Genomic DNA, 25,798 nt, shown 5'->3' on the forward strand with positions numbered 1-25,798 from the left:
TGGCATGGTCGACAAGACACCTGAACCCGGTTCCGAAGAGGCGATCCGCGCCTACAAGACGATCCTGTCCCAGGTCATCGACCAGCGGCCGTCCGGCATGCGCCAGCGCCTTGCCGACGCCCTTGGCAAGCACCGCAGTTTCGTCACGCAGATTTCGAGCCCGGCCTATTCAATCCCGATCCCGTCGAAACATTTGCCTTCTATCTTCTCGGTCTGCCATTTCAGCCCGGCCGAGCGCGATCAGTTTCTCGCCGCCTATCACCAGGCGCATCCGGGCAAGATGTCTGTCGCGGCGGGCATGCGCAAGACGCGGCATGTTTCGCTGATCGTGCCGGATTTCGGCGATGACAAGCAGAACGCCGCGCTCGACAGGGCGGTCAATGATTTCATCCAGAAGATCACCAGCATCACCGGCAAAGGCAGCTGATCGCCTATTTCGGGAGGAGACGGCCGTGAAGAAATTTATCAATTCGTTGGACACGGTGCTGACCGAGAGCCTCGATGGTTTCGTTTCCGCCCACGCCGACATCCTCGTGCTCGGCGACGGGCACAAATTCGTCCGCCGCAAGACCTTGCGGCCGGGCAAGGTGGCGCTGATCTCTGGTGGCGGCTCCGGCCACGAGCCGCTGCATGGCGGCTTTGTCGGCCACGGCATGCTGGACGCAGCCTGCCCCGGCCAGGTGTTCACCTCGCCGACGCCGGACCAGATGCTGGCGGCGGCGGAGGCCGTCGACACCGGCGCCGGCTGTCTGTTCATCGTCAAGAACTACGAAGGCGACGTGATGAATTTCGACATGGCGGCCGAAATGTCGGAAGGCGTCCTGCAGGTGGTCACCAATGACGATGTCGCCGTCGAGAACTCGTCCTATACGACCGGCCGGCGCGGCGTCGCCGGCACGCTGGTGGTCGAGAAGATCGTCGGCGCGGCCGCCGAGCATGGCATGGCCTTGCCACTGCTGAAGGCGCTGGGCGATCGCGTCAACGGCGCGACCCGCTCGATGGGCGTGGCGCTGACCAGTTGCACGGTGCCGGCCGCCGGCAAGCCGACCTTCGACATCGGCGACGGCGAGATGGAATTCGGTGTCGGCATCCACGGCGAGCCCGGAAGGCGCCGCGACACGTTGAAAAGCGCCGACGTGATCGCGCAGGAGATCTGTGCCGCGATCCTGGGCGATCTGGGCGCCAAGGCGAAAGGCCCGGCCCTGCTGTTCGTCAACGGCTTCGGCGGCACGCCGCAGATGGAGCTCTACCTGATGTACAACAGCGCCCGCCGGATTTTCGAGAAGCACGGCGTGACGATAACCCGCTCGCTGGTCGGCACCTATGTCACTTCACTCGACATGGCCGGCTGCTCGATCACGCTGACCATGCTCGATGACGAGACGACCGGCTGGTGGGATGCGCCCGTCCATACGGCGGCATTGCGCTGGGGCATGTAGAGCAATTCCAGGAAAAGCGTGTAACGGTTTTCCGTCCGGAATTGCGTAAAGCAAATGACCAGAGCGCTGGCTTCAGCCGGGCTTTTCTGCAACCATCCTGGACAATCCCCTTATCCGTAACATTGTCCGGGTTGATGCTGCCATCTCTCACCTCCGCCGAAGAAAAGCTCTTGCTGCGCTACGCCGATCCGGAGGCCGCGGCAGTCGGGGAAGATTTGTCGGCAAGGACGCTGACGGCGCTGCTCGACAACGCCGAATTCCATGGCGTCCTGCCGATCATGCTGCGCAAGCTCCAAGAGCGTGGAGACGCGCATCTGCCACCGGACGCCGGCTTGCGGGAGATGCTTGACGACCTGCGTCAGAAGGCGACGATCGCCACCGGCCAGTCGATGCTGCTGCAGTACCATGGCGATCGGATCATGAAGGGCCTCGCCGCGGAAGACATTCCGGCGCGGATCGTCAAGGGACCGGTCTTCGCGCGAAAGCTCTACCGCAACATTTCCGACAGGCCGTTCACCGACATCGATATCCTCGTCGAACCCGCCAACCTGTCGCGGGCAAACCAGGCGATCGCGGCATGCGGCTTCGAGCTTGGCAGCAACGAGGCCGAATCCTATGCGCTGCAGGAATTCAAATGGCTCGAAAAGGAGAATTCGAGCCTGCTGATCGAACTGCATGGCGACCTGGTGCATGATACCGGCATGCGGCGGCGGCTGTCGCTGGGGTTCAAGGAATCGCGCGTCATCGACGGCGAGGCGTCAGACACACCGGCCGCGCTTTTGACGATCGCCATCGTGCACGCCGCCGGAGGGCACAAGTTCCACCGGCTGCAGCTTTGCGTCGACGTGCTGCAAGGCGTGCGGGCGCTGCGGTCGCCGGAATCGGAAGCCCGCCTGCTCGACGCTGCCCGCATGACCGGCATCGAGCTTGAACTGGCGATTGTGCTCAATGTGACCGGCCAGTTGTTCGACGAACGGCGAGCGCTTGAACTCGCGGGCCGGATCAAGCCCGACCTGTCGATACGACTGGCCAGACGGCTGATCACCACGAACACGCTGCTCGGCGTCAATTCCAAGGACAAGATCGGCTCGCGGCTGCGCCGCGATGCCTTCCGATGGATCCAGCGGCTGGCCAAGGCCAGGCCGCACGCCGCCTGACCGGCTCGATCAGTCCCGTGCTTTCAGGGTGTCGCTGATCAGCGCCGCAGCGTCGGCCGGACGCGCGCCCACTTCCAGCCTGAAGGTCGGCACCGACGAGACCAGCCTGGCGATTGTCGCCAGCCGGCGTTTCTGCAGCGGCAGCAAACCGGTCATGCCGGTGCGGACATTGTCCATCGCCAGCGCCACCATCGCGTCGGTCCCGGCCATGGGCACAAGCCGGGTCTGGCTGTCGGCGGACCGCGCGAGGTGGAGAAGCGCCGCTACCGGCCTGGCGGCCGGGCTTTCGATTCGTACAATCTCGCTCAACCGCTCCAGCGAGACGGCTTGTTCGCCGTTGCGGTCCCATGACGGACCGAGGCATGGCGACACCTGCGGGATCATCCGCGCGGTCTTCTGGTGGATCTTGACGTGACGCGGCAGCCCCCAGGCAACGGGCCTGGCGGCTGCCGCGCCCAGGATCATGGCATCGTCGGAGCACAGGCCGAAGCCTTGCGTTGCCAGCGCCAGCGACGTCGTGGTCTTGCCGGTGCCGCTCGGAGCGTGGATCAGCACGACCGCGCCGTGGTCCGGCAGCGTCAGGCCCGCGGTGTGCAGCATATGCTGGCCGCTGGCGTCGAGCGCGGCGTCGAGCACCAGCATCGATGGCGTCCAGGCGGCTTTCGCATCGGGGCGAATCCGGATTTCGGCCCAGCCTTCCTCACCATTGATCGACACAGTCTGGCGTTCGGGAAAGACGAGATGGACGGTGCCACCGTCCTCGATCATCCGGCAGTAGCCATCCTCCGGGATTTCGCCATCAAAGACGAGAGATCCATCCGGTGCCTCGTCCAGGACCTCGGCCGCGATAATATCAAGGCGAAAATCCGGCTCGACCGGACCTGTGATGCGCAGGCTGGCGAGCATCTTGTCGAAGTCCCGCCATAGCTCAGGACGCTCGGCCGATATGCCGAGGATCTGGCCGTTGAGGCCATAGCACGCTGAAGGTCTAGTCAAGCGGGACGTACCTTTGTGGCATCGGCATGGTGGCGATAGATCTCGACCATGCCGGGAAGGCTGTCACTGACCACCGGCCTGCCGCCGAGGCAGACCCAGCAATGCGCCGACATGCGCGGCGCCTGCATCGATTTCGGGTCAACCCCGAAGCGCAGGTCTGGATCGAAGCCGGCGAGGCGCAGGAAACGATGGCCGAGCAGACCTTCCCTCAGGCATCTGCGGTCGCGCATCAGCCAGGGATGGCGCACGGTGCGGTTGACGCTGGCGACGACGTAGGCGGACGGCAAGCCGCGATAGGGCGTCGACGAGGCGAGCGGCGCCCATTTGAGCACGTCCTCGAAGCTGCGGTTGCCAACCAGGACCGGCAGCAGCCGCGCGCTCGCCCAGAGATGGCAGCGAAACAGGACGCGCAGGAGAGGACCGTCAGCCATCATGCGGTACCTTTAGCCATCAAGCGGTACCCATCAAGCGCCTGGGGCGGCGAGGATACCTTCCGAGACCAGATCCGTGGCCAGCGCCGCCATGTCCTGACCAAGCGTGCCCTTGTCGACCTCGAATTCCTCGCAAAGCAGGTCGACGATCTGGTCGAGACTGCGCGCTCCATCGACCTTGTCGAGAAAGGCCTCGGTCGTGCCATTGCACGTATAGAGCTGGCCGCTGCGTGCCAAAAGCACGACGGCACCGTCGCCGGCATGCTGAACCGAGGCGTCGTCCGCCAGCCGCAAAACAGTTCCAGAGGCAATTTCCATCACCAACCCACCAAGCCATGCCGAACCCCGAAATGAGATAGCGCGGTGGTGGGGCGCTGTCCATTGGCTGACCAGTTCAACCTTCCCTGGCATCGCCCAGCTTGAGGCCCGCCGCTGCGGATCGATATCGCGCCGCCGGCTCTCGACGGAAATCGTCCCAGAAATAGTCGCGGCAGCAGTGGGCTATCCGTGAGCAGTCCGAGCAGGGCCGTTGCTTTTCTTCCCCTAAGTAAGGTAAGGAAGCCGCGGGTCTTGGGGAGATAGAGTATGCGTTACAATTGGGAGCGGGCTCCGACGAGCTTCGAACGTCATCGAAAAGCCTTGGCGGCAGCCATTTTGATCGCCGGCGGTGTTGGCCTGATGCTTATGGCCCTACCGCTGTAGAACAATCCCAGGAAAAGCGTGAAACCGTTTTCCGCCCGGAATAACGTCTGGTCGAGGAGACAGGGCCGTTCGGCGTTTCCGTGAAACGACGAACCGCTCAGGTCCAATCGACCTTCACGCCACCGAACAGGATCGGGCCATATTGCTCGAAGGCGAAACAGGTGCCATCGGGCGAGAAGCCGGTGATGTGCCTTGCCGCTGCGTCCCCCACGCCGACGCTGGTCGCCGTTCGCGACACCACGCACCCGTGGTCAAGACGAGACCGGCTCAGACGAAAATGCAGGAGACATCGCCGGAAAAAACAGCATAGGCTATTCACAAGGACGGCAAATCGTTCATGGGGAGGGTACGGATGGCTTCACGCTATCACGAGGTCTATGACGGCTGGAAACGCGATCCGGAAAAGTTCTGGGCGGATGCGGCTGTCGCCATCGACTGGTACTCGCCCCATGACAAGGTGTTCGACGCCACGGCAGGCGTCTACGGGCGCTGGTTCACCGGTGCGACCTGCAACACCTGCTTCAACGCCGTCGACCGCCATGTCGCGGGTGGGCGCGCCGACCAGATCGCACTGATCCATGACAGCGCCATCACCGGAACGGTCAGGAAATTCACCTATGCCGAGCTGAAGCGCGAGGTGGTCGCGCTGACCTCGGTGCTGAAGAACCGCGGAATCGGCAAGGGCGACCGCGTCATCATCTACATGCCGATGGTGCCGGAGGCGGCCTTCGCCATGCTTGCCTGCGCCCGCATCGGCGCCGTGCATTCGGTCGTCTTCGGCGGCTTTGCCTCGCATGAGCTTGCCACCCGCATCGACGACGCCAAGCCGAAGCTGATCATTTCGGCCTCCTGCGGCCTGGAGCCGGGCCGTGTCGTGGCCTACAAGCCGCTGCTCGACAAGGCGATCGAGATCTCCAGGCACAAGCCGGACGCCTGCCTGATCCTGCAGCGCGACCAGATGCGCTGCGAGTTGAAGGACCATTTCGACATCGACTATGCCGACGCTGTCGCCCGCGAGCGCGCCGCCGGTGCCAATGTCGACTGCGTGCCGGTGCTGGCCACCGATCCGCTCTACATCATCTACACATCGGGCACGACCGGCCAGCCCAAGGGCATCGTGCGCGACAATGGCGGCCACATGGTCGCGCTGAAGTGGACGATGGAAAACGAGTTCGGCGTCAAGCCGGGTGAGGTGTTCTGGGCGGCCTCCGACGTCGGCTGGGTGGTCGGCCATTCCTACATCGTCTATGGGCCGCTGCTGCATGGCTGCACCAGCGTCCTGTTCGAAGGCAAGCCGATCGGCACCCCCGATGCCGGCACCTACTGGCGGGTGATCGCCGAACACGGCGTCGTCGCGTTGTTCACCGCGCCGACGGCGTTTCGGGCCATAAAGGGGCAGGATCCGAAGGGCGAGTTCATTCCCAAATACGACCTCTCGACGTTCCGTACGCTGTTTCTCGCCGGCGAGCGCGCCGACCCCGAAACCATCAAATGGGCGGAGCAGAAGCTGAACGTGCCGGTGATCGATCATTGGTGGCAGACCGAGACCGGTTCGCCGATGACCATCAATCCGGCCGGTCTCGGCCTGTTGCCGGTCAAATACGGCTCGCCCGGCGTGCCGATGCCCGGCTACGACATCCGCGTGCTCGACGATGCCGGTCACGAAGTGCCGCGCGGCACGCTGGGCAATGTAGTGGTCAAGCTGCCGCTGCCGGCCGGCTGCCTGCCGACGCTGTGGAATGCGGACGAGCGTTTCCACCAAGCCTATCTCGACGAGTTCCCCGGCTTCTACAAGACGGCCGATGCCGGCATGATGGACGAGGACGGCTATCTGTTCGTCATGGCCCGCACCGACGACATCATCAATGTAGCCGGCCACCGGCTGTCGACCGGCGCCATGGAGGAGGTGCTCTCGGCGCATCCGGACGTTGCCGAATGCGCCGTCATCGGCATCGCCGACCAGATGAAAGGCCAAATCCCCCTCGGCTTCGTCGTGCTCAATGCCGGCGTCGCGCGCGACATCGGCGCCATCGAAAGCGAGGTGGTGAGGCTGGTGCGCGAGCGGATCGGCCCGGTAGCCGCCTTCAAGACGGTGGTGACGATCAAGCGCCTGCCGAAGACGCGTTCCGGCAAGATCCTGCGCGGTACGATGCAGAAGATTGCCGACAAGGAAGAATGGGCGATGCCGGCGACCATCGACGACCCTGTCATTCTCGACGAGATCACCGCCGCCCTGAAGGAGCGCGGCATCGGGCTTTGAGCAGCCGGCGTGGGTTGGCAGCGGATCTGCGTGCATGGCGCCGCCTCGCGGAAGGCTGCGCCCGGTAAGCAATACTTCTATTGTGCAATGCAGCAATGCACCCTACAGTTCATGGCGGGGGGCCATCGACAAGGTTCGCATGGCTCAGCAGAAGATCACATTTGGCGGCGTCGACATCCTGCGGTTTCTCGCCGCCGTACTGGTCATGGTCTACCACTATGGCTTCTGGGTGTGGGCCTTCCCGGACGGCGTTTCGGCGCGGGCCACGGGCGGCATTGCTCCACATCCGGAAATAGGCGCGTGGGTCGAATCCGGCTGGGTCGGCGTCCAGATATTCTTCGTCATCAGCGGCTTCGTTATCGCCTTCAGCGCCGAGAAGTCGACGCCCCTGCGCTTTTTTGAAGCAAGGGTGAAGCGGCTGGCGCCGGCGGTATGGATCTGTGCGCCGATCACCGCAATCGTGCTGTTGATCGTCGGCCTGAGCTGGCCGACCGATGCGGTCACGAGGCTGGTTCGCACTGGCCTGTTTGTCCCCTACGGCCCATGGGTCGACAGCGTCTACTGGACGCTCGGTATCGAGATCGCCTTCTATGCTGTCGTCTGGACCCTGCTGCTGCTCGGCCGCTTCCATTTGATGGAAGTGGTGGCCATCGCGATCGGGCTGATCAGCACGCTTTTCTGGTGCCTCTGTTATCCGCTCGACTGGTCGGGCCTCGCCGAAACGCGCTCCCTCGACCTGCTTTTGGTGCATCACGGCGTTTTCTTCGCGACCGGCGTCATGCTGTGGCTGATGCGGTTCAAGGCGGTGACGGCCACTCGCCTTGCCTTCTGCGCCCTGTTCCTGGGCGGCGGCGTCCTGCAGATCGCCAGTTCGGTCGACGTTCATATGCTGAAGGTCGGGCTGCAGATGCCCTTCGCGCCGCCAATCCTGATCTTCCTCACCGCGATCGCGCTGATGGCGTGGTCGCTGCGGCTCGATCTGTCATGGAGCGGCTGGCGCCGCATTGGCCTGATGACCTATCCGCTCTACCTGCTGCATGACGTCGTCGGCGCCGCCATGCTCGGCGTCCTCGTCCGCGCCGGACTGCCGCATCTCTTGTCGATGATCGCGGTCGGCGCGACCATGATCGCGGCAAGCTGGCTGGTGGCGACAGAGGCCGAGCCGCGCATCCGGCAGATGCTCGACCACACCGTTTTCCGCTATCGTCTCAAGGCAGCTTGACAGCAATCCGCCGGCAGGTCGGTCCGGTCGCCGACGCGACCGCTCAAGCGATTCGCCGTGACCGCATTTGCGGCCATTGCGGAGTTTTTCGCTTCAGGCATGATGCAGACATTCATGCCCTGCGCATGACCGCATGCCTTCGACATCGAGACGCTCCTCCCGTGACTTTTTTCCAGCGAAAACCCCGTATCGCGCTGCGTGTGCGCCTCGACATCGATATGCAGGACACCGTCGTCTACGCGGTCGGCGACGTGCATGGCTGCTACAAGGAGCTCCGCTCGCTGGAGCAGAAGATCCTGCTCGATTCGCTGCGTTTCCAGGGCCGCAAGATCATCATCATGCTGGGAGACTATATCGACCGGGGGATTCAGTCGGCGCGGGTGCTCGATCACCTTCTGGCGCCGCCGCCGAAGGGGTTCCAGCGCATCTGCCTTGCGGGCAACCACGAAGTCGCGATGCTGAACTATCTCGACGGACATCTGTCCCGTGAATCCTGGCTGGCGACGGGCGGCCTGCAAACCCTGTTTTCCTACGGCATCGACCCGGCGCGCCTTGCCCGGCTCTACGAGAGCAGCGCACGGATCGATCAGCGCATAAGGGAGGTCATCCCCGCCGATCACGTCAGCTTCCTGCGCGGGCTGCCGATCATGGTCCGTTCCAGGAAGTTCGTGTTCGTCCACGCCGGCATCAGACCGGGTGTCGACCTCGCGGCGCAGGCCGACCAGGACCTGCTTCACATCCGTTCGGATTTCTTCGAGGCAACGCACCTGCTCGACCGCTGGGTGGTGCACGGACATACGCCGGTGGACATCCCGAGACTCGAGGGGCGACGGCTCGGCATCGACACCGCCGCCTTCCAGAGCGGACGTCTGACCGCCGTCAGGATCGCCGACAAGCAGGGCCGGCTGATCTTTTCCTGATCAAGGCGCGACGCGTCCAGGCGGGTTCATGCGACGCGCTTCAAGTCTTGTTGCCATGCATGTCGTTGTCTCAAAACCGTGGCCGCTTTTGAGCGACATGCATCAGACGGCTGCCTTGCTGCGCACTTCGGATTTTTCCAGATAGTAGGTCGAATATTTATCGAAGAACTTTTCCGAACCTCCGAACGATCCGTATTTGGCCAGTTTCTTCAGATCGACCTTGTTCAGCACCGCCCCGATGATCTTGTTGGCGACATAGGGCTCCGCGTTGAGCAGCGACTGCACCATCGCGCGCGGCGTACGTCCCCACTCGGTGACGAGCACGAAACCATCGACCAGCGGCGCGAAGGCCTTGGCGTCGACCACCGGTCCGAGCGGCGGCAGATCGACGACGATGTATTCGAACGTCTCCTTGGCGTTCTCGATGAAGCGCCGCATCCCGGCCGAGGAGAGAAGTTCGCTCGTGTGGGAGAAGTGACCGCGCAATACGGCGGGGACAATCGCCAGCTTCGTCTGCCGGTCGATCTTGCCGACGGACTGCCAGGTCTGGCCGCTCACCACCGCTTCCATCAAGCCTTGCTCGGCCTCCATGCCAAGACCGCGGCTGAGGCCGGGGTTGCGCAGATCGCCGTCGATCAGCAGTGTCTTGGCGCCGTTGGCGGCAAGCAATCCGGCAAGATTTGCCGCGACCGTCGACTTGCCCTCGCCGGGAAGGACCGAGATGACGCCGATGACGCGGCTGCCTTGCCCTTCCATCACGACGTCGAAGGCGATCTTGGCGCTGCGCAAGGTTTCGGAGAACATCGACGCGGGCGAATCGATGCTGACCCGCATCCGCGCCCGCCTTTCGGCGGCCGACAGCGACTTGGCGGTCTTGGCATCCAGCTGGGTTTCGCCCGGCTGTTCTTCCTTGCCGAGCTTGCCGCCGATCGTCGGCAGATAGCCGAGGAACTTCAGGCCGACGCGGTCGCGCACATCATCGCCGGTCCTGAAGAAGCGTTCGTTGAATTCATTCAGGCCGCCGAAACCGGCGCCCATCAGGATGCCAAGCACGAGCGAAAGTCCAAGCACGACGATCGTACGCGGGCTTGACGCGGCGAGCGGCATCGAGGCGTCCGAGATGATGCGGATCTTGCCGACCGGGAAGGATTGCTGCTGCGCGGCTTCCTCGTAACGGCCGAGGAATGTCTGATAGAGCGTGGTGAGCGCCGTCGCCTTCTGGTCCAGGTCACGCAACTGGACTTGCGACTGGTTGTCGATGGAGCTCTTGCCCTGCGCCGCCGCGACATTGGCCCTGAGCGCGGTCTCGCGCGCCAGCGCCACTTCATACTCGTTGCGATAGCTCTCGGTCAGCTGCTTGAGCTCGCCGAAAATCTGCGCCGAGATGTCGGCCTTCTCCTTGGTAAGTGCCTGCGCCTGCGGATGCTGGGGGCCGAAATTCGCCTCGACGTCCTGCAGCCGCTTGGAGACAGTGAGGTAGCGGGTCTTGAGCGCCGCGATGACCGAGCTGCTCGGCTGATCGCTCGATATGGCGGCATCCTTGAAGGCGTTGTCCGAACCGCTGTCGATAATCGCCTTGTATTGCTGGTAGCGGGCACTGGCGCGTGCGGTATCGGCCTGCGCCACGATGAGCTGGGCATTCAGGTCCGAGAGCTGCTTGTCGCTCATCAGCTGGCCATCGCTGTTGGCGGCCAGTCCGTGGTCGGCCCTGAATTTTTCGACCGCCAGCGAGGCCGCCTGGGAACTCTCGCGCAATTCCGTCAACCGGCCCTGCAGCCAGACCGCCGCCCGCTCGGTAGCGTCGAAGCTGGCATCGAGCTGATCGGCGAGATAGGCATCGGCATAGGCCTTGGTGACCGCGTTTGCCAGTCCCGGATCGGTCGCCTGATAGCCGAGGGCGATCACGAAGCTCCGCCCGACACGCTCCGCCCGCACCTCGCTCTGCAACTTGAGAATCGCATAGTCGCGGCGGGCGGTGGCGATCATCGCCTCACGCGTGGCCGCGTCGACCTTGGTGATGTCGCCCATGGCCCCGGCGGGAGAGCTTGGATGCACATACTGGATCATGCCCCTGACAAAGCCGATGCCCTTCGCCAACGCCGACACGGGAGGGTTCATGAAGGCATCGTTCTGGTCGAGTTTCAGCTTGTCGACGACCACGGCGGCGAGCCGCGACGACGTCAGAATTTCGATCTGGCTCAGGATGGCCGAGTCGGTCTGCATGCTCGTCGACGTCGCCGAGATGTCATCGACGATCTTGTTCAATCCCTCGTCGATCAGCACGCTGCTGATCGATACATATTTGGGCGGCGTGGTCTGCAGATAGAGCAGGCCCAGGAAAAGACCGATGATGGCGCACACGGCAACCACCTTGGCCTGCCGTGCGGCCATGCCAAGCAGCCGCTCGATATCGATGAAGTCTTCGCCGTTTCCTGCGTCTGAATTCGGCAATGGCATCCTCTTGTCGAGAGGAAAGTTGGCATAGTTCATCTTCGGTCCAATTCTAGAGCCTGTTCCATCCCGATGATCGGGATGGGGCTCTATCTGTTTGTTTGAGCATGATCTTTTCCGAAAACCGGTACCCACTTCTCGGGATCATGCTTGGGCTTGCAGGCGCCACGAAGATCGGGAGCTTTGCGCAAAGCAACGCAAGCTTCATGCCAGACAGCGCGGGACTACCGCCTCGCGCTGTCAGCCATGCGAAAATACTCCCGAAAGATGGGCATTATGCGGCTTCTTCCTGGCGTTCATGCGACCGGACGAACTCCTGAAGCATCTCGAAAACCGGGCCCTTCATGTCGTCGCGCGCCAACGCGAAGGCGATGTTGGCCTGGATGAACCCTTCCTTCGAACCGCAGTCGAACATCCGACCCTTGAATGGCTGGGCGAAGAATGGCTGGTCCTGCGACAGGCGGACCATGGCGTCCGTCAGCTGGATCTCGTTGCCGGCGCCACGCTGCTGGTTGCCCAGCAACGCGAAGATCTCGGGCTGCAGGATGTAGCGGCCGTTGATGTAGAAGTTCGACGGCGCATTGGCCGGCGCCGGCTTTTCGACCATCGCCGTCACCTCGAAACCGCCGCCGATATCGGCGCCACGGCCGACGATGCCGTATTTGTTGGTCTCGGTCGGATCGCAGCGCTCGACGGCGATCACATTGCCGCCGGTTTGGGCATAGAGGTCGGTGATCTCGGCCAGGCACCCGCGCCCGCCGAATGACACCATGTCGGGCAGCAGCAGCGCGAAGGGCTCGTTGCCGATAACTTCGCGCGCGCACCAGACGGCGTGGCCAAGGCCTTGCGGCGACTGCTGGCGGATGAAGCTGGTGGCGCCGGCCACCGGCAGCAGGCTTTCCAGCGACTGCAACTGCGCCTTCTTGCCGGTCTGCTCCAGGGTTCCGATCAGTTCAGGATGGAGGTCGAAATAGTCCTCGATGACTGCCTTGTTGCGACCGGTCACGAACACGATGTGCTCGATGCCGGCCTCGAACGCCTCGTCCACCGCATATTGCACGACAGGCCTGTCGACGACGGGAAGCATTTCCTTCGGCATCGACTTGGTCGCCGGCAGGAACCGTGTTCCAAGCCCCGCCACCGGTATCACGGCCTTCCTGATTTTCTTCATTGCAAATTCCTTCTGAGGAGATCGACTTCAGTCCATTCACAGGCCACGAAAAATCCCTCCATGTGCCTGCATCTTCACCTCCCCACCCCCACGGCAAACTGTGCCGCTACTCTTCGCAACCGCACGGCGATCGGCATGCTCATATGCCTGACCGCCGCCGGATCGCTGAGCGCCGTCCGGATCGCCTTGAGCGGGGACCGCGCCTTGATGTGCTGAACCATTGACAGGAACGACGCGGCCTTGCGCAGGCTGCGGCCGCGCCGGGCGAACGCTGCCAGCGCGGCTGGATCCATCGAATGGGTCTGAGCGAACACGGCATCGGCCTTGCGCATCGCCTCGACGTGATGAAGCTCGAGCACGCGCGAGATGGAGCCGCTGCGGATATGATAGGCATAGCCGATCGTCGGCTCGACCACGCATTTGCCACCTTTGGCCAAGGCCTCGGCAAGCAGGATGTAGTCTTCGCCGATGATTAGCTCTTCATCATAGCGAAGTCCGTTTTCATCCAGGAACCGGCGCTGGAAGATCGGCTTGAGATAGCCGAGATTGAACTTCGATTCGAAAACGATGTTGCCGGCGATGTAGCTGGCCAGCGAGATTTCGTTCAGGCTCTCCAGATATCGCGTCGGAAACATCGCGTCTTCAACGACACCGTCCTCGCGAATGACCTGGAGGTTGTCGACGGCGATTTGGGCATCCGCTCTTTCGGCGCGGGCGATCATGGTGGCGATGCGGTCCGGAAAGACCGCGTCGTCGGAATCGAGAACCGCGATCCATCTGCCGCGGGCGAGGTCGAGGCCGGCATTCCTCGCCCCGCCGGGACCGCGATTGCTGGCCAGGGCGACGACACGAACGATATCCTGCGGGTAGGCCCTTGCCACATCGAGCGTCGCGTCGCGCGACTTGTCGTCGACGACGATGATCTCGACACTGACGTCCTTCTGGGCAATGGCGCTGGCGATCGCGCGGTCGAGGGTTGACTCGGCATTGTACGCGGCAATGACAAAGGAGACGTCAGGCTGCACGCTTGCCTCCTTCCCCGGGTGAGGGCTGGCCGTAGAGGCGGAGCTCACGAATGCCGACAAGGCCGCTTACGACGCCGACATGCATGATGCCGCGCAGCACGCTGCGGTTCCTGCGCACCGGGCTGACGACAACGGGAAGCGCGGCGGCGAAACAATAGACCGCCTTGGCCGATGCCAGGCCGACCTGCTTGACCAGGCCAATGCCGCTGGCGCTGCTGCCCAAAAGGTGGCCATGCGTCTGACCGACGCGAAAACGGCGGCGGCCGAGCCAGTCGAACGCGGCCCTCGAGCGCGGCACCACCTCGTCGACCCAGGCATCAGGCGAAAAGGCGATCCGGCCGCCGGCCTTGTGCATCTGGTCGAAGAACTCGGTATCCTCGCCGCCGGTCTGACCACGCGCCAGGCTGAAGCGGCGGCCACGCAGACTGTCGGCGCCGGCCCGCAGCAGCACATTGCAGGTGTAGCCGGTGTGGATCTCGCCGCGTACCCAGACGGGCAAGGTTGAATGGAAGTCGCCGCGCCGCATCCAGTCCGGCGCATCCGGGCGATAGAGCGCCCGTACCGGACCGAGCACGGCGGCCGCACCGCTCGCTTCGGCCGTCGCGACCAGCTCGGCGAGCCAGCGCGACGAAGCCGTCTCGTCATCGTCGATGAAAGCGACGAAATCCGCTGTGCTGGCGTCGAGGCAGGCGTTGCGGGCGATCGAAATGTTGCGGGCCGGGGCATGGCGATAGTGGATCGGCAGCGCCAGTTCCCGCGACAGCGCCGTCACCAGGTCCCGGGCGCTTGGCGTGTCGTCGTTGTCGGCGATGATAACGCTGACATCGAATCCTGAAGGCATGTCCATGGCAGCAAGCGAGCGCAGCGTGTCGGCCAGTTCCGGTCGCCGGAACGTGCAAACACCGATGTCGATGCTGCGGTTGTCGACAGGCACCGCCATCACGCCGCCCTGCGCCGCGAGCCGAGGCCGAGAAGCTGCAGCCAGAAGCCGACCGACCAGCCTAGGTGCATGACCATTGCCGAGACGCCGGCAAGCGCGATATCGGCATTGCGCTGGCGAATGGCCGTCCACAAGCCATAGCCCAGGCACACCGACGCCCACAGCAGAAGCGGCACCGCCGCCAGCCAGTGCACGAAAGAGAAGGCCGCCAGCAGGACGACCGGAAACACCAGCAGCGGCACCATCTGCCGGACCTTCGGGATCACGCGGTGCTTCAGCACATTCTTGGCGCGGCCGCGGCCATAGCCGAGATATTGGAAATAAAGCCCGCTCAACGAGGCGCGTGGATAGTAGACCATCTGCGTTTTGCCGCTCATCCAGATCTTGTAGCCGGCCTGTCGCAGCCGGTAGTCGAGCTCGGCGTCCTCGTTGTGGCTGAACGTCTCGTCATAACCACCCACGGCCCCGAACGCCGATATCCGCATCAACGCGTGGTGGCCATGATCGATCCACTCTCCCGCGGAAAGATGCCGGTGCTTGGAGCCGCCGGTGCCCAGCCTGGAGTTCTGTGCCGCGGCGGCCGCTTTCTGCACGGCGCCGCTGCCGCTGGTCAGCATCGAAACGACGACCGAATCGGCACCGGTGGCCAGCGCCTCCTCGACCAGACGGTCGCAATAGTCGTCGGGATAGCCGCCATGCGCGTCGATGCGGATGAGATAGTCCGTGCCTTCGCCGAATGTGCCGACGGCGAGATTGATCGCCGCGCTCTGTATGCGCCGCTTGTTGTGAAGCAGGATAACGCGCGAATCCTTCGCAATGACATCCTCGACGATGGCCAACGTGCCGTCGGTGCTGCCGCCGTCGGCGACGATGATCCTGGCGCCAAGCCTTGCGGCCGAAGGGCGCAATTGATCGAGCAGCGCACCGATGTGGGCGGCTTCGTTCAGGCACGGAACAACGATCAGGCTGGATGATGGTTTTCCAGTTTGCGTCATCAACCCACGTCCATCTCCAGCCATCCTATGCCAACGCTTCCGCTGCGAAGGAACCGGGCACGGTGGTCAGGCTGCGCAGCCGCTCGACGAGCGCCCGACAATCGCTGCGATCGTAGCTCCACGTCCTCGGGTTGCGGGCAAGGACACGCGCCTTCAGCCTGCCAAAGCGGTGCTCCTCCATCTTGCCAAGCGCTGCCTCGAGCCCCTCGGGCGTGGCCTGGGAGAGCAGGACGCCGATATCCTGCTGGTTGAGGAAACGCCCGGTTTCGGTGTTGCCCATCGAGATCGGCACCGCGCCGAAGCGGCAACCCTCATAGAGTCGGTTGGGCAGCAGCCATTCGGAGTTCTGTCCCGCTTCGAAGAAATCGATCGCCCAGGAAAAATGGACCTCCCTGTAGATCGCGGCCATGTCCTCCGGGTTGCGATAGGGCCCGCGAAACGACAGCCATGGCTCGGATTCGACAAAGCCATGGAAATCCGGAAACTCGGACAGTGCCGGGCGGCCGCGCAGCACGATCTCGAAGCGCCCGTCCATCCGGCGGGAGAAATCGGCCAGGAGTTCGAGCGAGCGGCGGCAGCGCAGGGCGCCGAACCAGCCGATCCGCCATGGCGGGCCGACCGGGCCGTCCGCCGGCTCGGGGTCGCCGGGCAAAATCGCCGCGGCCTCGAAATACTTGTTCTCGACCAGCTCGATCGGCGCCGCCACCTGGCCGAACGGCTTGAAGTAATTGGCGATGAAGGCGGGAGAACTGGTCACCAGCAGCTTCACGTCCCTGGCCAGAAAACGTTCGGTGGCGCGCAGCGCCTTGCCCAGAAAATCGTTGCGAAGCACGAGGCGATGAATGTCGAGACATTCGTAGACGATCGGAACCGACGCGCCGAATGCCGACTTCGCCCGCCGCGCCAGCGCCAGCATTTCCAGATTGCGCGCGATGATGAGATCGGGCCTCGGCATGCCGCCAAGCCTCGAGCCGATCGAAACCGCCGCCTTGGCGACCGCCGCGAGCCGCTGGCCGAACCGGCCGTCACGCGTCGCGCCGAGGTCAATCGGTCGCAATCCCTCGATATCCGCGATCGGATCGGCCGTACGACGGAAGCCGGCCAACGTGACCTGGGCTCCACCTGCCCTGAGCATCGTGATCCGCCGGCGCACGGCCGGGTCGGAAACGTCGTGCACAAGGTACAAGACATGCAGCATGAAAACTCGACCGCTGTTGGCCCACCCAGGGGAATGCTAGTACAGCTCTTGCTGCATCGCAACATTTTTGGTGCGAAGATCGACGTTTTCTGTTGCACTGCAAAATTAATGCCCTAGTTTGTCCTTGGCGGCGGTTGTGGATTTTCAGGGGTCGGAAATCCGCGCAAAGATCAGGAATCCTGAATTTGGAAGCCAATGCATTCGATCCGCCAGAAGGCTCGCTCCGCAAATCGGTCGGGCGCGGCGCCGTTGTCACGGCCATGGCGCAGTCTGTACGGGTCGCGACACAGATCCTATCGGTTATCGTGCTGTCGCGGCTCTTGTCGCCGCAGGATTTCGGCGTCGTGGCGATGTGCGCGCCGGTGCTGGCCTTTATCGCGCTGTTCCAGGATTTCGGCCTGACCCAGGCAACGATCCAGAAAAACGGCATCAGGCATGAAGAAGTAAACTACCTCTTCTGGATCAATGTCGCCGTCAGCGCGATCCTGGCCTGCGTGCTCGCGGGTGCCGCTCCGCTGGTTGCCGCCTTCTACGGCGAACCGCGCGTGGCTGGCCTCGTGGCCGCGTTCGGGCTGCAGATCATGGCCTATGGGCTTGGCGCCCAGCATCTGGCGCTTTTGACGCGCCGCATGCAGTTCGGTCGTCTCGCGATCATCGAGGTCGCCAGCGCTATCGCCGCCCTCGCCGTGTCGATCGCCTGGACCTTCATCGACCGCTCCTACTGGGCGCTGTTTGCCGGCACGCTGACCGGCGCGGTGCTGCCGACACTCTGCTACTGGGCCGGTTCGCGCTGGCGTCCGAGCCTGCCGCGCAAGGTCGCCGGAATCAGCGAGCTGGTCAATTTCGGCGCCGGAATCACCGGCTTCAATTTCGCCAATTTCTTTGCCCGCAATCTCGACAATGTGCTGATCGGGAAATACTGGGGCGAGGCCCAGCTCGGCCTCTATGACCGCGCCTACAAGCTGCTGCTGTTTCCGTTGAGCCAGATCACCAATCCATTGTCGAAGGTGATGGTGCCGGCGCTCTCCAGGCTGAAGGATGAGCCGGACCGCTACCGCAGCGCCTATCTGCGCGTCATGCCGCTGATCCTGCTGGTGGCGCTTCCCGGTGTCGCCTTCGCCACCGCCATGTCGGACGTGCTGATCCCGTTCGTGCTCGGCGAGCAATGGCGCGAAAGCGCCAGCATCTTCCTGGCACTTGGCTTTGCCGGGCTGCTGCAGCCGCTCAACAACCCGGCGGGATGGCTTTTCGTCAGCCAGGGCCGCTCCGGCGATTTCATGCGCTGGGGCATCGTAACTGCCGTGACCTCGGTGATCGCCTTCATGCTCGGCCTGCCCTATGGCGCGCTGGGCGTGGCGATCGCCTATGCGATCAGCGAGTATCTGCGGACGCCTTTCCTGTGGCTCTATATCGGCAAGAGCGGTCCGCTGCAGGCCCACCATGTGCTGCGCGCCGCGACGCCTTTCGTGCTTGGCGCCCACCTGGCACTGGCCGCCATCTGGTTCATCAAGCCGCTGCTGCCGCAGCAGCATGTCGTTGCCTTGGCCAGCGGCGCCGTCCTCGCCTACCTCATCACCATTGTCATCGCGCTGGCATTCGCTTCCGGCCGCGAAGCCCTGCGCGAGGCGATAAAAATGCTGCCGGCAAGACCGCCCGCGGCGGCGCCTCGCGAGGCGCAATAATTTGGACGCCTTCGAGAGCTACGGACATCCACTCCAGTTTCAGGTCTGATTCATGCACTACCGATCAATCTCCGACATGAACGACGCCATCGTCAGGAACCTTCACCGGCTGCCCCGCGACATCGACCTTGTCGTCGGCGTTCCCCGAAGCGGCATACTGGCGGCGACGCTGGTGAGCCTGACGGCCAACATTCCGATGACCGATCTGGATAGTTTCCTGACTGGCCGAGTCTACACCTCGGGCGTCACCAAGCGCCGCGCCGCGCTCGATCGCAAGGTCACCGAAATGCGCAAGGTTCTGGTGATCGACGACAGCGTCGCTGGTGGCAATGCCATGCGCGACGCGCGCGCCCGCATCGCGGCGGCCGGCATCGAAGCGGACTTCACCTTTGCCGCGGTGTTCGGCCTGCAGCCGAAACACCAGGAGACTGACATCGTCTTCGAGGTCGTGCCACATCCACGCATGTTCCAGTGGAACTTCATGCATCACAAATTCCTGGCACAATGCTGCGTCGACATCGACGGCGTGCTGTGCCTGGATCCGACCGAGGCCGAAAACGACGACGGACCGGTCTACGAGAAGTTCCTCAGCGAGGCGCGGCCTCTGCATGCGCCGACCCACAAGATCGGCTGGCTGGTCACCAGCCGGCTGGAGAAATACCGCGCGCTCACCGAGGCGTGGCTCGCCAAGCACGAGATCAAATACGACCAATTGATCATGCTCGACCTGCCGAGCAAGGCGGAACGGCAGCGGCTTGGCGCGCATGGCAGTTTCAAGGCCGATTTCTACCGCAAATCCAATGCCGTCCTGTTCATCGAAAGCGAGCACGAGCAGGCGCTGAAGATCACCGAACTGTCCGGCAAGCCGGTGCTATGCGTCGAAACGCACATGGTCAGCTTTCCCGACGCGCTGTCGCTGCCAGCACTTGGCCAGGCGGCTCGCAACCTGCCGGCAAGGCTGCGGCAGATCAAGTCGCAGGAAGGGCGCAAAGCGGCCGCCAAGACCCTCGCCCGCGCGCTGCTTGGCGCGCGCGGCTACGAGACGCTGAAGAACCGGGTCAAGCGCCCGGCCTGACGCGGACTATCAGCATACTTACGCCGCTTGCCGCGCGCGCTGCTGTACCGCCCTGTCGAGTATCGAAAAGAAGGTGGCGAACTGGCGATCCGGATCGAGTTCGGGCCGCCCGGCGAAGCTGCGCGCGAGACCCGAGAGCCGGTCATATTCCTGGTTGTCGTTCCACAGCCGCCTAACGGCCGCGACCCAATCGGCAAGCGGAGCATCGTAATCCAGCACCACGCCGCCGGGGCCGATCGCTTCGGGCAGCCCGCCACGCCGCGAGCCGACAACCGGGATGCCACTGCAATGGGCCTCCGACGCGACGCGGCCCCAGGCCTCTTCCCATTTGCTTGGGGCAAGCAGGATCCTGGTGCGGCCATAGACTGTCTTCATGTCACTGGTGCGGCTCTCGAGCGTGACATTGCCGAGCGGCGTGATTGTCTCCTCAATGCGCGCCCGATGATCGTCCTCCAGCTTCCAGCTTTCGACGAGCAGGAACGGGATTTCGGGGCACGCGCCAGCAATCCGGACCGCAAGCTCGAAGCCTTTTTCGTCATAGGGGTTGATCAAGGTGACAAACTGGCCCGTCGTCGGGGTGCTGTAATGCGCCGGATTGATGGTCGGCGGGATCACCGCCGCATCGATGCCGAACTCTCTCTTGTAGGTGCGCGCGGTGAACTCCGAATTGGCGATATAGAGTGCCGAACGCAATTCCCGCAGATCGCCACCCAGTTCATGGAACTCGACATTGCGGAGATAAACGACCAGCGGCACGCCCTCGGCCTGCAATGCCTTGCCGAGCGGAACCGATTTGTGACACTGGACCAGCGCCACATCCGGCTTCTGCCTGTCGACGGCAAAGGTCGCTGCCTCCCAGGGAAACCACGCTCGGATCACCGGATAGCCCGGATAGCTGTCGACAACTGCCGGCTGCCGCAGCAGCTTCATCTTGGCGCGCGCCTTCAAGCCGAAGACACCATCCCCGAACAGCGCGGCCAGCACCGCGGCCTCATGCCCATGTTCGATCAGCTGTTCGACCAGATGATGGGTGCTCGACTGAACGCCGCCGCTGAACTCCGGTGGGTAGCCGTTCCCGCCTGCAAAAAGAACTTTCATGGTCCTGGCTCCTGGTCTTTTCGCGTTTCATTCCATGCAGCCCGATCAAGGGCTGCGTTGAAGGCCGCCTCACGCATTCTGCGGCGGATCGAGTTTCGCGAACGGATTGGTACATGACTGCCATCCGGTGAACCGGATCGGATCGCTTGGCGAACTGCGCCATGCGTAGTCCGTCAGCATATGGAATTCGGCGATGACCCAGCGGTCGAAATGCACCAGATCTTCCCGCTTCTGCTGGGGCAGCAGGCGGCGGGCGGCGCCCAATTTGAGCTCCTCCGTCAGAGTGACGGCGTCGCTCAGTTTCTCGCTCGGAAAGACCCATGGATTCCTGTCGCGGAACGCCAGCACGAACTGCTGCAGATGCTCGATGCGCATGTTCAGTGTGCCGAGGTATTTTTCGAGCGTGACACGGACGAGATCCTCGTCCGAAAACGAGGAGACGGCGGCATAGGCTATGCCCGTCGACACCACCCCACCCGCTACGATCGCCAGGGCCGAGCGTCTGGAAATTTCGATCATCCGATACCTCCTTTCACGCGATCCGGCTCGCCGCCCGCAAGGACAGCGCTGCCGCGGTCAGGCTCGGGTTGGCGCAGGAGCAGCTAGGGTAGGTGCTGGTGCCGACGACAACCAGGTTTCTGAGCCGGTGGTGGATCATGTTGCTGTCGATCACCGAATCGGCCGGACCGGTGCCCATTCTCAGCGTGCCCTGGACATGCGATTCGGTCGGCCGGATGCCGCGGTCGAAGAGCTTTTCGACCGGCAGCGGGGCAAGCAGCGCAGGCAATTTCTCCAACGCCCGGGCCATGCCCTTCACCGCGTAGTCCGACGGCGCCTTGAAGCTGACGAAGGCGTTGTCATCCTCGTCGAGGGTAACGAAATTCTCGTGATCGAGCAGGTTTTCGGTGACCACGACAAGCGGCAGCGCCTGGCGCAGCCGCCCCTTTTCGGCACGCATTCCGTGTTGCCAACGGTTCTCGAAATAGACGAGCGCCGCCGCATGCTCAGATCGGTGCGGACCGTCATAGAGGCCGAAATTCAGCCCCGTCGTGATCGTGCTGCCGTCGAAATTGTCGACACCGTCGAGATAGACTTCGAAATTCCAGCCGTAGGATTCGTGCAGGCCGCGCCCGACGAATTCGTCGCCCAGACCGGATCGCAGCATGATGGCCGCGCTCTGGATGGCATTGGCGCCGAGAATGAAGAGGTCGCTGGTGACCGAATATTCCTTGCCACCATGAACGAAGGTGACCGAACGAACCGTTCCGCCGACATGATCGAGCCGCCGCACTTCGGCACCGAGGCAGACCGAAACGTCCGGATCCTCGAAGACATGCATCAGCCCGTTGTTGACAGTGAATTTCGCGTCGACCGGGCACAGCCAACAGCGCAGGTTGGCACAGCAAGAAGTGCGCTGCGCGGTCGGCACGCGCGCTCGTGCCGTCGGCATGACGAAATGCTGGCCGGGCTGCGCCGCCTTCATCATCCGGTCCGGTGTAGACATGCGATGGGGCGGTTGCGGAAACGGCCGCGAACGCGGCAGCATCGCCGCCATGTCGGGATCGCCTGAAATCGACATGATGTCTTCGGCGTCGCAGTAGAACGGCTCGACGTCGTCATAGCTGATCGGCCAGTCGTTGCCGATGCCGTAGGTGGTCTTCAGCCTGAAGTCATTGGGATGGAACCTTGGCGTCTGCGCGAACCAGCAGTTCGTTCCGCCACCCAGTCCGATCGTGTAGTTCCAGGGCTTGTCGGAATTGGTCTTGTAGGTCGTCTCATCGTCGATGTCGGTGTTGGCGTTCTGGTTGAGCTGCCATTCATGGGTGTTGTGCCGGCCCCACTCCAGAACCAGGATGCGTGCCTTTCGCCGCTTCGCGAACTCATGCAGGAAAAAGGCCGAACCGAAGCCGGAACCGATCGCGACAACATCGAAATGATCCCTGGTGATTTGTTCGGGCTTTACGTCCAGCACCATCAGCCACAAGTCCTTTCCGCGCCGAGCGCGCCCACCAGATTCTGCTTCCCGCTCTCCTCGCCCGGTCTCACGCCGCGATTCTGCCGATCGAGTGGTATTCGATGCCGTGGCGCGCGACGACCTTGGGGTCATACAGGTTGCGGCCATCGAAGATGACCGGCGTGGTCAGCGCGTCCTTCAGCGCGTCGAAGGCTGGAGCGCGGAAGCTCTTCCATTCGGTGGCGATCAGCAGCGCATCGGCGCCGCGCAGTGCCGCTTCCTTGGTGCCGCACAACAGCAGATCGTCGCGCAGGCCGTAGATGGCCTGGCACTCCTGCATCGCCTCGGGATCATAGGCCTGCACAGACGCGCCGGCCTTCCAGAGCGCCTCCATCAGCACACGCGCCGGCGCCTCGCGCATGTCGTCGGTGTTGGGCTTGAAGGCCAGGCCCCACAGCGCAAAGGTCTTGCCCTTGAGATTGCCCTTGAAATAACGGTTTACCTTGTCGAACAGGACGGATTTCTGGTCGTTGTTGCGCTCCTCGACGGCGCGCAGCAGCTTGGCGTCGAACTTGACGCCTTCGGCGGTCTTGATCAGCGCCCGCACGTCCTTTGGAAAACACGAGCCGCCATAGCCGAGACCCGGATAGATGAAATGGTAGCCGATGCGCGGATCGCTGCCGATGCCCTTGCGGACCTCCTCGATGTCGGCGCCAAGCTGTTCGGCCAGGTTGGCCATCTCGTTCATGAAGCTGATCTTGGTCGCCAGCATGCAATTGGCGGCATATTTGGTGAATTCGGCGCTGCGCACGTCCATCACGATCATCTTCTCGTGGTTGCGGTTGAACGGCGCGTAGAGCTCGCGCATCACCGCCTCGGTGCCCTCGCTCGAGGTGCCGACGATGATGCGATCCGGCTTCATGCAGTCGGCGACTGCGGAACCTTCCTTGAGGAATTCCGGATTCGAGGCGACGTCGAAGGCGAGGTCCTCACGACCTCTTTTCTTCAGCGTTTCGGCGATCCTGGCCTTTACCTTTTCGCAGGTGCCGACCGGCACGGTTGACTTGCCGACGACGATCTTGGGCGCGTCCATTTCCCGGCCAATGGTCTCGGCGACCGCCAGCACATATTTGAGATCGGCCGAACCATCCTCGCCGGGCGGCGTGCCGACCGCGATCATCTGGATCTCGCCATGCCTGACGGCGGCCGCGGCATCAGTGGTGAACTTGATGCGACCGGCGGCGTGGTTCTCCTTGACGAGGCTCTCCAGCCCCGGCTCGAAAATCGGCACGAGACCCTGGTTGAGCCGCTCGACCCGGCCTGCGTCGATGTCGACGCACACCACCTGGTGGCCGACTTCGGCAAGCACCGCCGCCTGCACGAGACCGACATAGCCAATTCCAAACACCGTCAAATTCATTCGGTTTCGTTCCCATTCAAGGCGGCGGACCGTTGTCGGCCCGGCCAGTTCAATTCGACTTTCCCAACTACTTCACGCTGCATGCCAGCGATTCCGGAAACTGACAGGGCTCGCCGAGCGCGGTAAAGGCAACGCGCTCGACCTGCAGCGAAAGCTTGCGGCCAGGATCAGCGAACGCACCCATCCAACCCTTCATCGTATCGCTGCCCCACAGGCTGAAGAAGATCTTCTGCGCATGGGTGGGCAGCTTCGCGGGGTCGGTGATGGTGTTGACGAGCTGGCCGTTGAGGTACCAGCGCAAGCTGTCCTTCTGCCAGACGAAAGCGTAGTCGTTGAAGGCCTTTTCGGTGCCGCCCGCGACGTCGACCAGCTTCTCGTTCTTGCCCTTGCCGTCGATATAGGCGTTGACCTGCACCTTGGAGGTGTCCTTGGTCAGGACCTCGAAGTCGATCTCGTCCCAGGGCTGCTTGTCGGTGGGGCCGATATAGGAAAAGAACGCCGCATTGAGACCGGGACCGGTGTCGGTCTTCATCCGCGCCTCATAGGTGCCGTAGCCGAAGCGCTGCTTGGTCTGGATCTCGCCGCAGACAAACTCGCGGTCCTTCAGCTTCTGCTTTTCGAAGCCGAGAGACAGCACGCCGTCCGAAAGCTCAACCATGCCCTTCGACCAGGTGCAATTCTGATGGCTGCCGTTGTTCCAGCCGTCGGAAACATACCAGCGCGCACGATCGAAGCTCTTGAAATCGTCCACGAATGACGGCGATGTCGGGATGTCCTGGGCATGAGAAGGGGTCGTTGACAGGCTGCCGAGAGCGGCGAGCAGCAACGCGCTGATCGAACTCAGCCGCCTCAAGCCGGCTTGCTTGGCCGGAGGCGTGAACGGCGTTCCGCCGGTTGCGATGGTGGACGTAGCTTTCGGATCCGAATTCATACCAAACTCACCTTTGTGCTGTGCTTCCCCCAACCCAAAGTCGACATTCGAACCGCTTCTAAACGGGCCAACCCTGATCTCCTACGTGACCCTCCCGAATTGCTTTTCCTGCCTCGCATCAAATCTGTTGCAACAGTTCCCGAGCCTTCACTCTTACGCCCTGCCAGCGCCTGCCGGCTTGGCGAATTCCGCCGGGGTGGCCGAATCGGACGCGCCATCCTCGTGGAAGACCACGTCCAGCGAATGACGGATTTCCTTCATCATGCCGTTCTGGCGCGACAGCGCCGCGATGCGGCGCTCACAGTTCAGGATCGACTCCGTCAGCGCGCTGACTTCGGATGACCGACGGTCGGAGGCGGAGCCGTTTTCCATCGCCTCGACCAGGAAGGCGGCGTTGGTCGACTTTGTCCGATAGCGATTCTCAAGTCCGGCTCTCTCGGTCTCGATCTCGGCCGCGATCTGTTCGAAAAGCCTTGCCAAACGATCAAGTCGCGAACCGTCGGTCTGCCGGTCGCGGGCCGGATCCCTTGATCTGAAGCCGAATATCGAGGCCATGAGTTCAGGTTCCTGTCATCGTCGGCTTCCAGGCCGGGTTTGTGGCCGATCCCCGCAACCGGGGTTCAAAAATTGCACCGTCCTGCTCCTCTGACGGGAGAGACATCAGACCAATCCGATCGGGGCCAGTTCGGCTGGTCGTCTAATTTGCTGCACCGCAACATAGACTGCCATCC

At 63.1% G+C, this 25,798-nt stretch carries 24 protein-coding genes; 8 read left to right on the forward strand and 16 right to left on the reverse strand.

The window, feature by feature from the left end; translation table 11 throughout:
- Positions 1-4 precede the first annotated feature (4 nt).
- The 3 genes from AC56QP_RS15410 (at position 5) to AC56QP_RS15420 (ending at position 2,596) form a co-directional block, all read left to right on the forward strand.
- Entirely contained in the window at positions 5-427 is a 423-nt protein-coding gene (locus AC56QP_RS15410) for a hypothetical protein (protein ID WP_489859136.1), read from the forward strand.
- Positions 428-452: 25 nt separating this feature from the next.
- Complete coding sequence (gene dhaK / locus AC56QP_RS15415) at positions 453-1,439, forward strand: dihydroxyacetone kinase subunit DhaK (RefSeq protein WP_489859135.1); 987 nt, start codon at positions 453-455, stop codon at positions 1,437-1,439.
- Between the two features lie 134 nt (positions 1,440-1,573).
- Entirely contained in the window at positions 1,574-2,596 is a 1,023-nt protein-coding gene (locus tag AC56QP_RS15420; RefSeq protein ID WP_489859134.1) for a nucleotidyltransferase family protein, read from the forward strand.
- Between the two features lie 9 nt (positions 2,597-2,605).
- On the opposite strand, the gene AC56QP_RS15425 is transcribed toward AC56QP_RS15420, so the two are convergent.
- The 4 genes from AC56QP_RS15425 to AC56QP_RS15440 all read right to left on the reverse strand — a co-directional run bounded on the left by AC56QP_RS15425 (position 2,606) and on the right by AC56QP_RS15440 (position 4,963).
- Positions 2,606-3,592, reverse strand: coding sequence for a serine kinase (locus AC56QP_RS15425; RefSeq protein WP_489859133.1), 987 nt, complete (start codon positions 3,590-3,592; stop codon positions 2,606-2,608).
- Entirely contained in the window at positions 3,589-4,023 is a 435-nt protein-coding gene (locus AC56QP_RS15430) for a lasso peptide biosynthesis B2 protein (RefSeq protein ID WP_489859132.1), read from the reverse strand. Before AC56QP_RS15430 ends, AC56QP_RS15425 begins: the two co-directional genes overlap by 4 nt.
- A gap of 33 nt (positions 4,024-4,056) precedes the next feature.
- Positions 4,057-4,341, reverse strand: coding sequence for a PqqD family protein (locus AC56QP_RS15435; RefSeq protein ID WP_489859131.1), 285 nt, complete (start codon positions 4,339-4,341; stop codon positions 4,057-4,059).
- 481 nt (positions 4,342-4,822) lie between these two features.
- Positions 4,823-4,963 carry a hypothetical protein gene (locus AC56QP_RS15440; RefSeq protein WP_489859130.1) on the reverse strand — a complete coding sequence of 47 codons (141 nt, stop codon included), beginning with the start codon at positions 4,961-4,963 and terminating at the stop codon, positions 4,823-4,825.
- A 114-nt stretch (positions 4,964-5,077) separates the two neighbouring features.
- Here AC56QP_RS15440 and AC56QP_RS15445 point away from each other — a divergent pair, with 114 nt between their 5' ends.
- From AC56QP_RS15445 to AC56QP_RS15455, 3 genes are all read left to right on the forward strand, one after another.
- Positions 5,078-6,985: a propionyl-CoA synthetase gene (locus tag AC56QP_RS15445; protein WP_489859129.1), complete on the forward strand. Its 1,908-nt coding sequence runs from the start codon at positions 5,078-5,080 to the stop codon at positions 6,983-6,985.
- 139 nt (positions 6,986-7,124) lie between these two features.
- Positions 7,125-8,207 (forward strand): acyltransferase family protein, encoded by a 1,083-nt coding sequence (locus AC56QP_RS15450; protein ID WP_489859128.1) that lies wholly within the window; start codon positions 7,125-7,127, stop codon positions 8,205-8,207.
- 161 nt (positions 8,208-8,368) lie between these two features.
- On the forward strand, positions 8,369-9,127 hold the full coding sequence (locus AC56QP_RS15455) for a metallophosphoesterase family protein (RefSeq protein ID WP_489859127.1): 759 nt from the start codon (positions 8,369-8,371) through the stop codon (positions 9,125-9,127).
- 102 nt (positions 9,128-9,229) lie between these two features.
- Here the strand turns inward: AC56QP_RS15455 and AC56QP_RS15460 are convergent, their stop codons facing one another.
- From AC56QP_RS15460 to AC56QP_RS15485, 6 genes are all read right to left on the reverse strand, one after another.
- Positions 9,230-11,617 (reverse strand): polysaccharide biosynthesis tyrosine autokinase, encoded by a 2,388-nt coding sequence (locus AC56QP_RS15460; protein WP_489859126.1) that lies wholly within the window; start codon positions 11,615-11,617, stop codon positions 9,230-9,232.
- 235 nt (positions 11,618-11,852) lie between these two features.
- Positions 11,853-12,749, reverse strand: a complete 897-nt coding sequence (locus tag AC56QP_RS15465; RefSeq protein ID WP_091580721.1) for a UTP--glucose-1-phosphate uridylyltransferase — start codon at positions 12,747-12,749, stop codon at positions 11,853-11,855.
- 74 nt (positions 12,750-12,823) lie between these two features.
- Entirely contained in the window at positions 12,824-13,774 is a 951-nt protein-coding gene (locus AC56QP_RS15470; RefSeq protein WP_489859125.1) for a glycosyltransferase family 2 protein, read from the reverse strand.
- Complete coding sequence (locus AC56QP_RS15475; protein ID WP_489859124.1) at positions 13,764-14,714, reverse strand: glycosyltransferase family 2 protein; 951 nt, start codon at positions 14,712-14,714, stop codon at positions 13,764-13,766. Before AC56QP_RS15475 ends, AC56QP_RS15470 begins: the two co-directional genes overlap by 11 nt.
- The gene (locus AC56QP_RS15480; RefSeq protein WP_489859123.1) at positions 14,714-15,709 is read right to left on the reverse strand and encodes a glycosyltransferase family 2 protein; all 996 of its coding nucleotides are present in this window, start codon (positions 15,707-15,709) and stop codon (positions 14,714-14,716) included. The genes AC56QP_RS15475 and AC56QP_RS15480 overlap by 1 nt, the downstream gene beginning before the upstream one ends.
- Before the next feature lie 25 nt (positions 15,710-15,734).
- Complete coding sequence (locus AC56QP_RS15485; protein ID WP_489859122.1) at positions 15,735-16,907, reverse strand: glycosyltransferase; 1,173 nt, start codon at positions 16,905-16,907, stop codon at positions 15,735-15,737.
- A gap of 185 nt (positions 16,908-17,092) precedes the next feature.
- Here AC56QP_RS15485 and AC56QP_RS15490 point away from each other — a divergent pair, with 185 nt between their 5' ends.
- Together AC56QP_RS15490 and AC56QP_RS15495 are read left to right on the forward strand one after the other, a co-directional pair.
- On the forward strand, positions 17,093-18,589 hold the full coding sequence (locus tag AC56QP_RS15490) for a lipopolysaccharide biosynthesis protein (RefSeq protein WP_489859121.1): 1,497 nt from the start codon (positions 17,093-17,095) through the stop codon (positions 18,587-18,589).
- A gap of 52 nt (positions 18,590-18,641) precedes the next feature.
- On the forward strand, positions 18,642-19,664 hold the full coding sequence (locus AC56QP_RS15495; RefSeq protein ID WP_489859120.1) for a phosphoribosyltransferase family protein: 1,023 nt from the start codon (positions 18,642-18,644) through the stop codon (positions 19,662-19,664).
- Between the two features lie 18 nt (positions 19,665-19,682).
- On the opposite strand, the gene AC56QP_RS15500 is transcribed toward AC56QP_RS15495, so the two are convergent.
- The 6 genes from AC56QP_RS15500 to AC56QP_RS15525 form a co-directional block, all read right to left on the reverse strand.
- Positions 19,683-20,762 carry a glycosyltransferase gene (locus AC56QP_RS15500; protein ID WP_489859119.1) on the reverse strand — a complete coding sequence of 360 codons (1,080 nt, stop codon included), beginning with the start codon at positions 20,760-20,762 and terminating at the stop codon, positions 19,683-19,685.
- A gap of 69 nt (positions 20,763-20,831) precedes the next feature.
- Positions 20,832-21,281, reverse strand: a complete 450-nt coding sequence (locus tag AC56QP_RS15505; protein WP_489859118.1) for a hypothetical protein — start codon at positions 21,279-21,281, stop codon at positions 20,832-20,834.
- Between the two features lie 13 nt (positions 21,282-21,294).
- Complete coding sequence (locus AC56QP_RS15510; protein WP_489859117.1) at positions 21,295-22,737, reverse strand: GMC oxidoreductase; 1,443 nt, start codon at positions 22,735-22,737, stop codon at positions 21,295-21,297.
- A 67-nt stretch (positions 22,738-22,804) separates the two neighbouring features.
- Positions 22,805-24,136, reverse strand: a complete 1,332-nt coding sequence (locus AC56QP_RS15515) for a UDP-glucose dehydrogenase family protein (protein ID WP_489859116.1) — start codon at positions 24,134-24,136, stop codon at positions 22,805-22,807.
- 67 nt (positions 24,137-24,203) lie between these two features.
- Positions 24,204-25,067 carry an endo-1,3-1,4-beta-glycanase ExoK gene (exoK, locus tag AC56QP_RS15520; RefSeq protein WP_489859115.1) on the reverse strand — a complete coding sequence of 288 codons (864 nt, stop codon included), beginning with the start codon at positions 25,065-25,067 and terminating at the stop codon, positions 24,204-24,206.
- 153 nt (positions 25,068-25,220) lie between these two features.
- Positions 25,221-25,622 carry a hypothetical protein gene (locus tag AC56QP_RS15525; protein ID WP_489859114.1) on the reverse strand — a complete coding sequence of 134 codons (402 nt, stop codon included), beginning with the start codon at positions 25,620-25,622 and terminating at the stop codon, positions 25,221-25,223.
- Positions 25,623-25,798 lie beyond the last annotated feature (176 nt).

This window comes from Mesorhizobium sp. RCAM 05104, assembly GCF_059683645.1.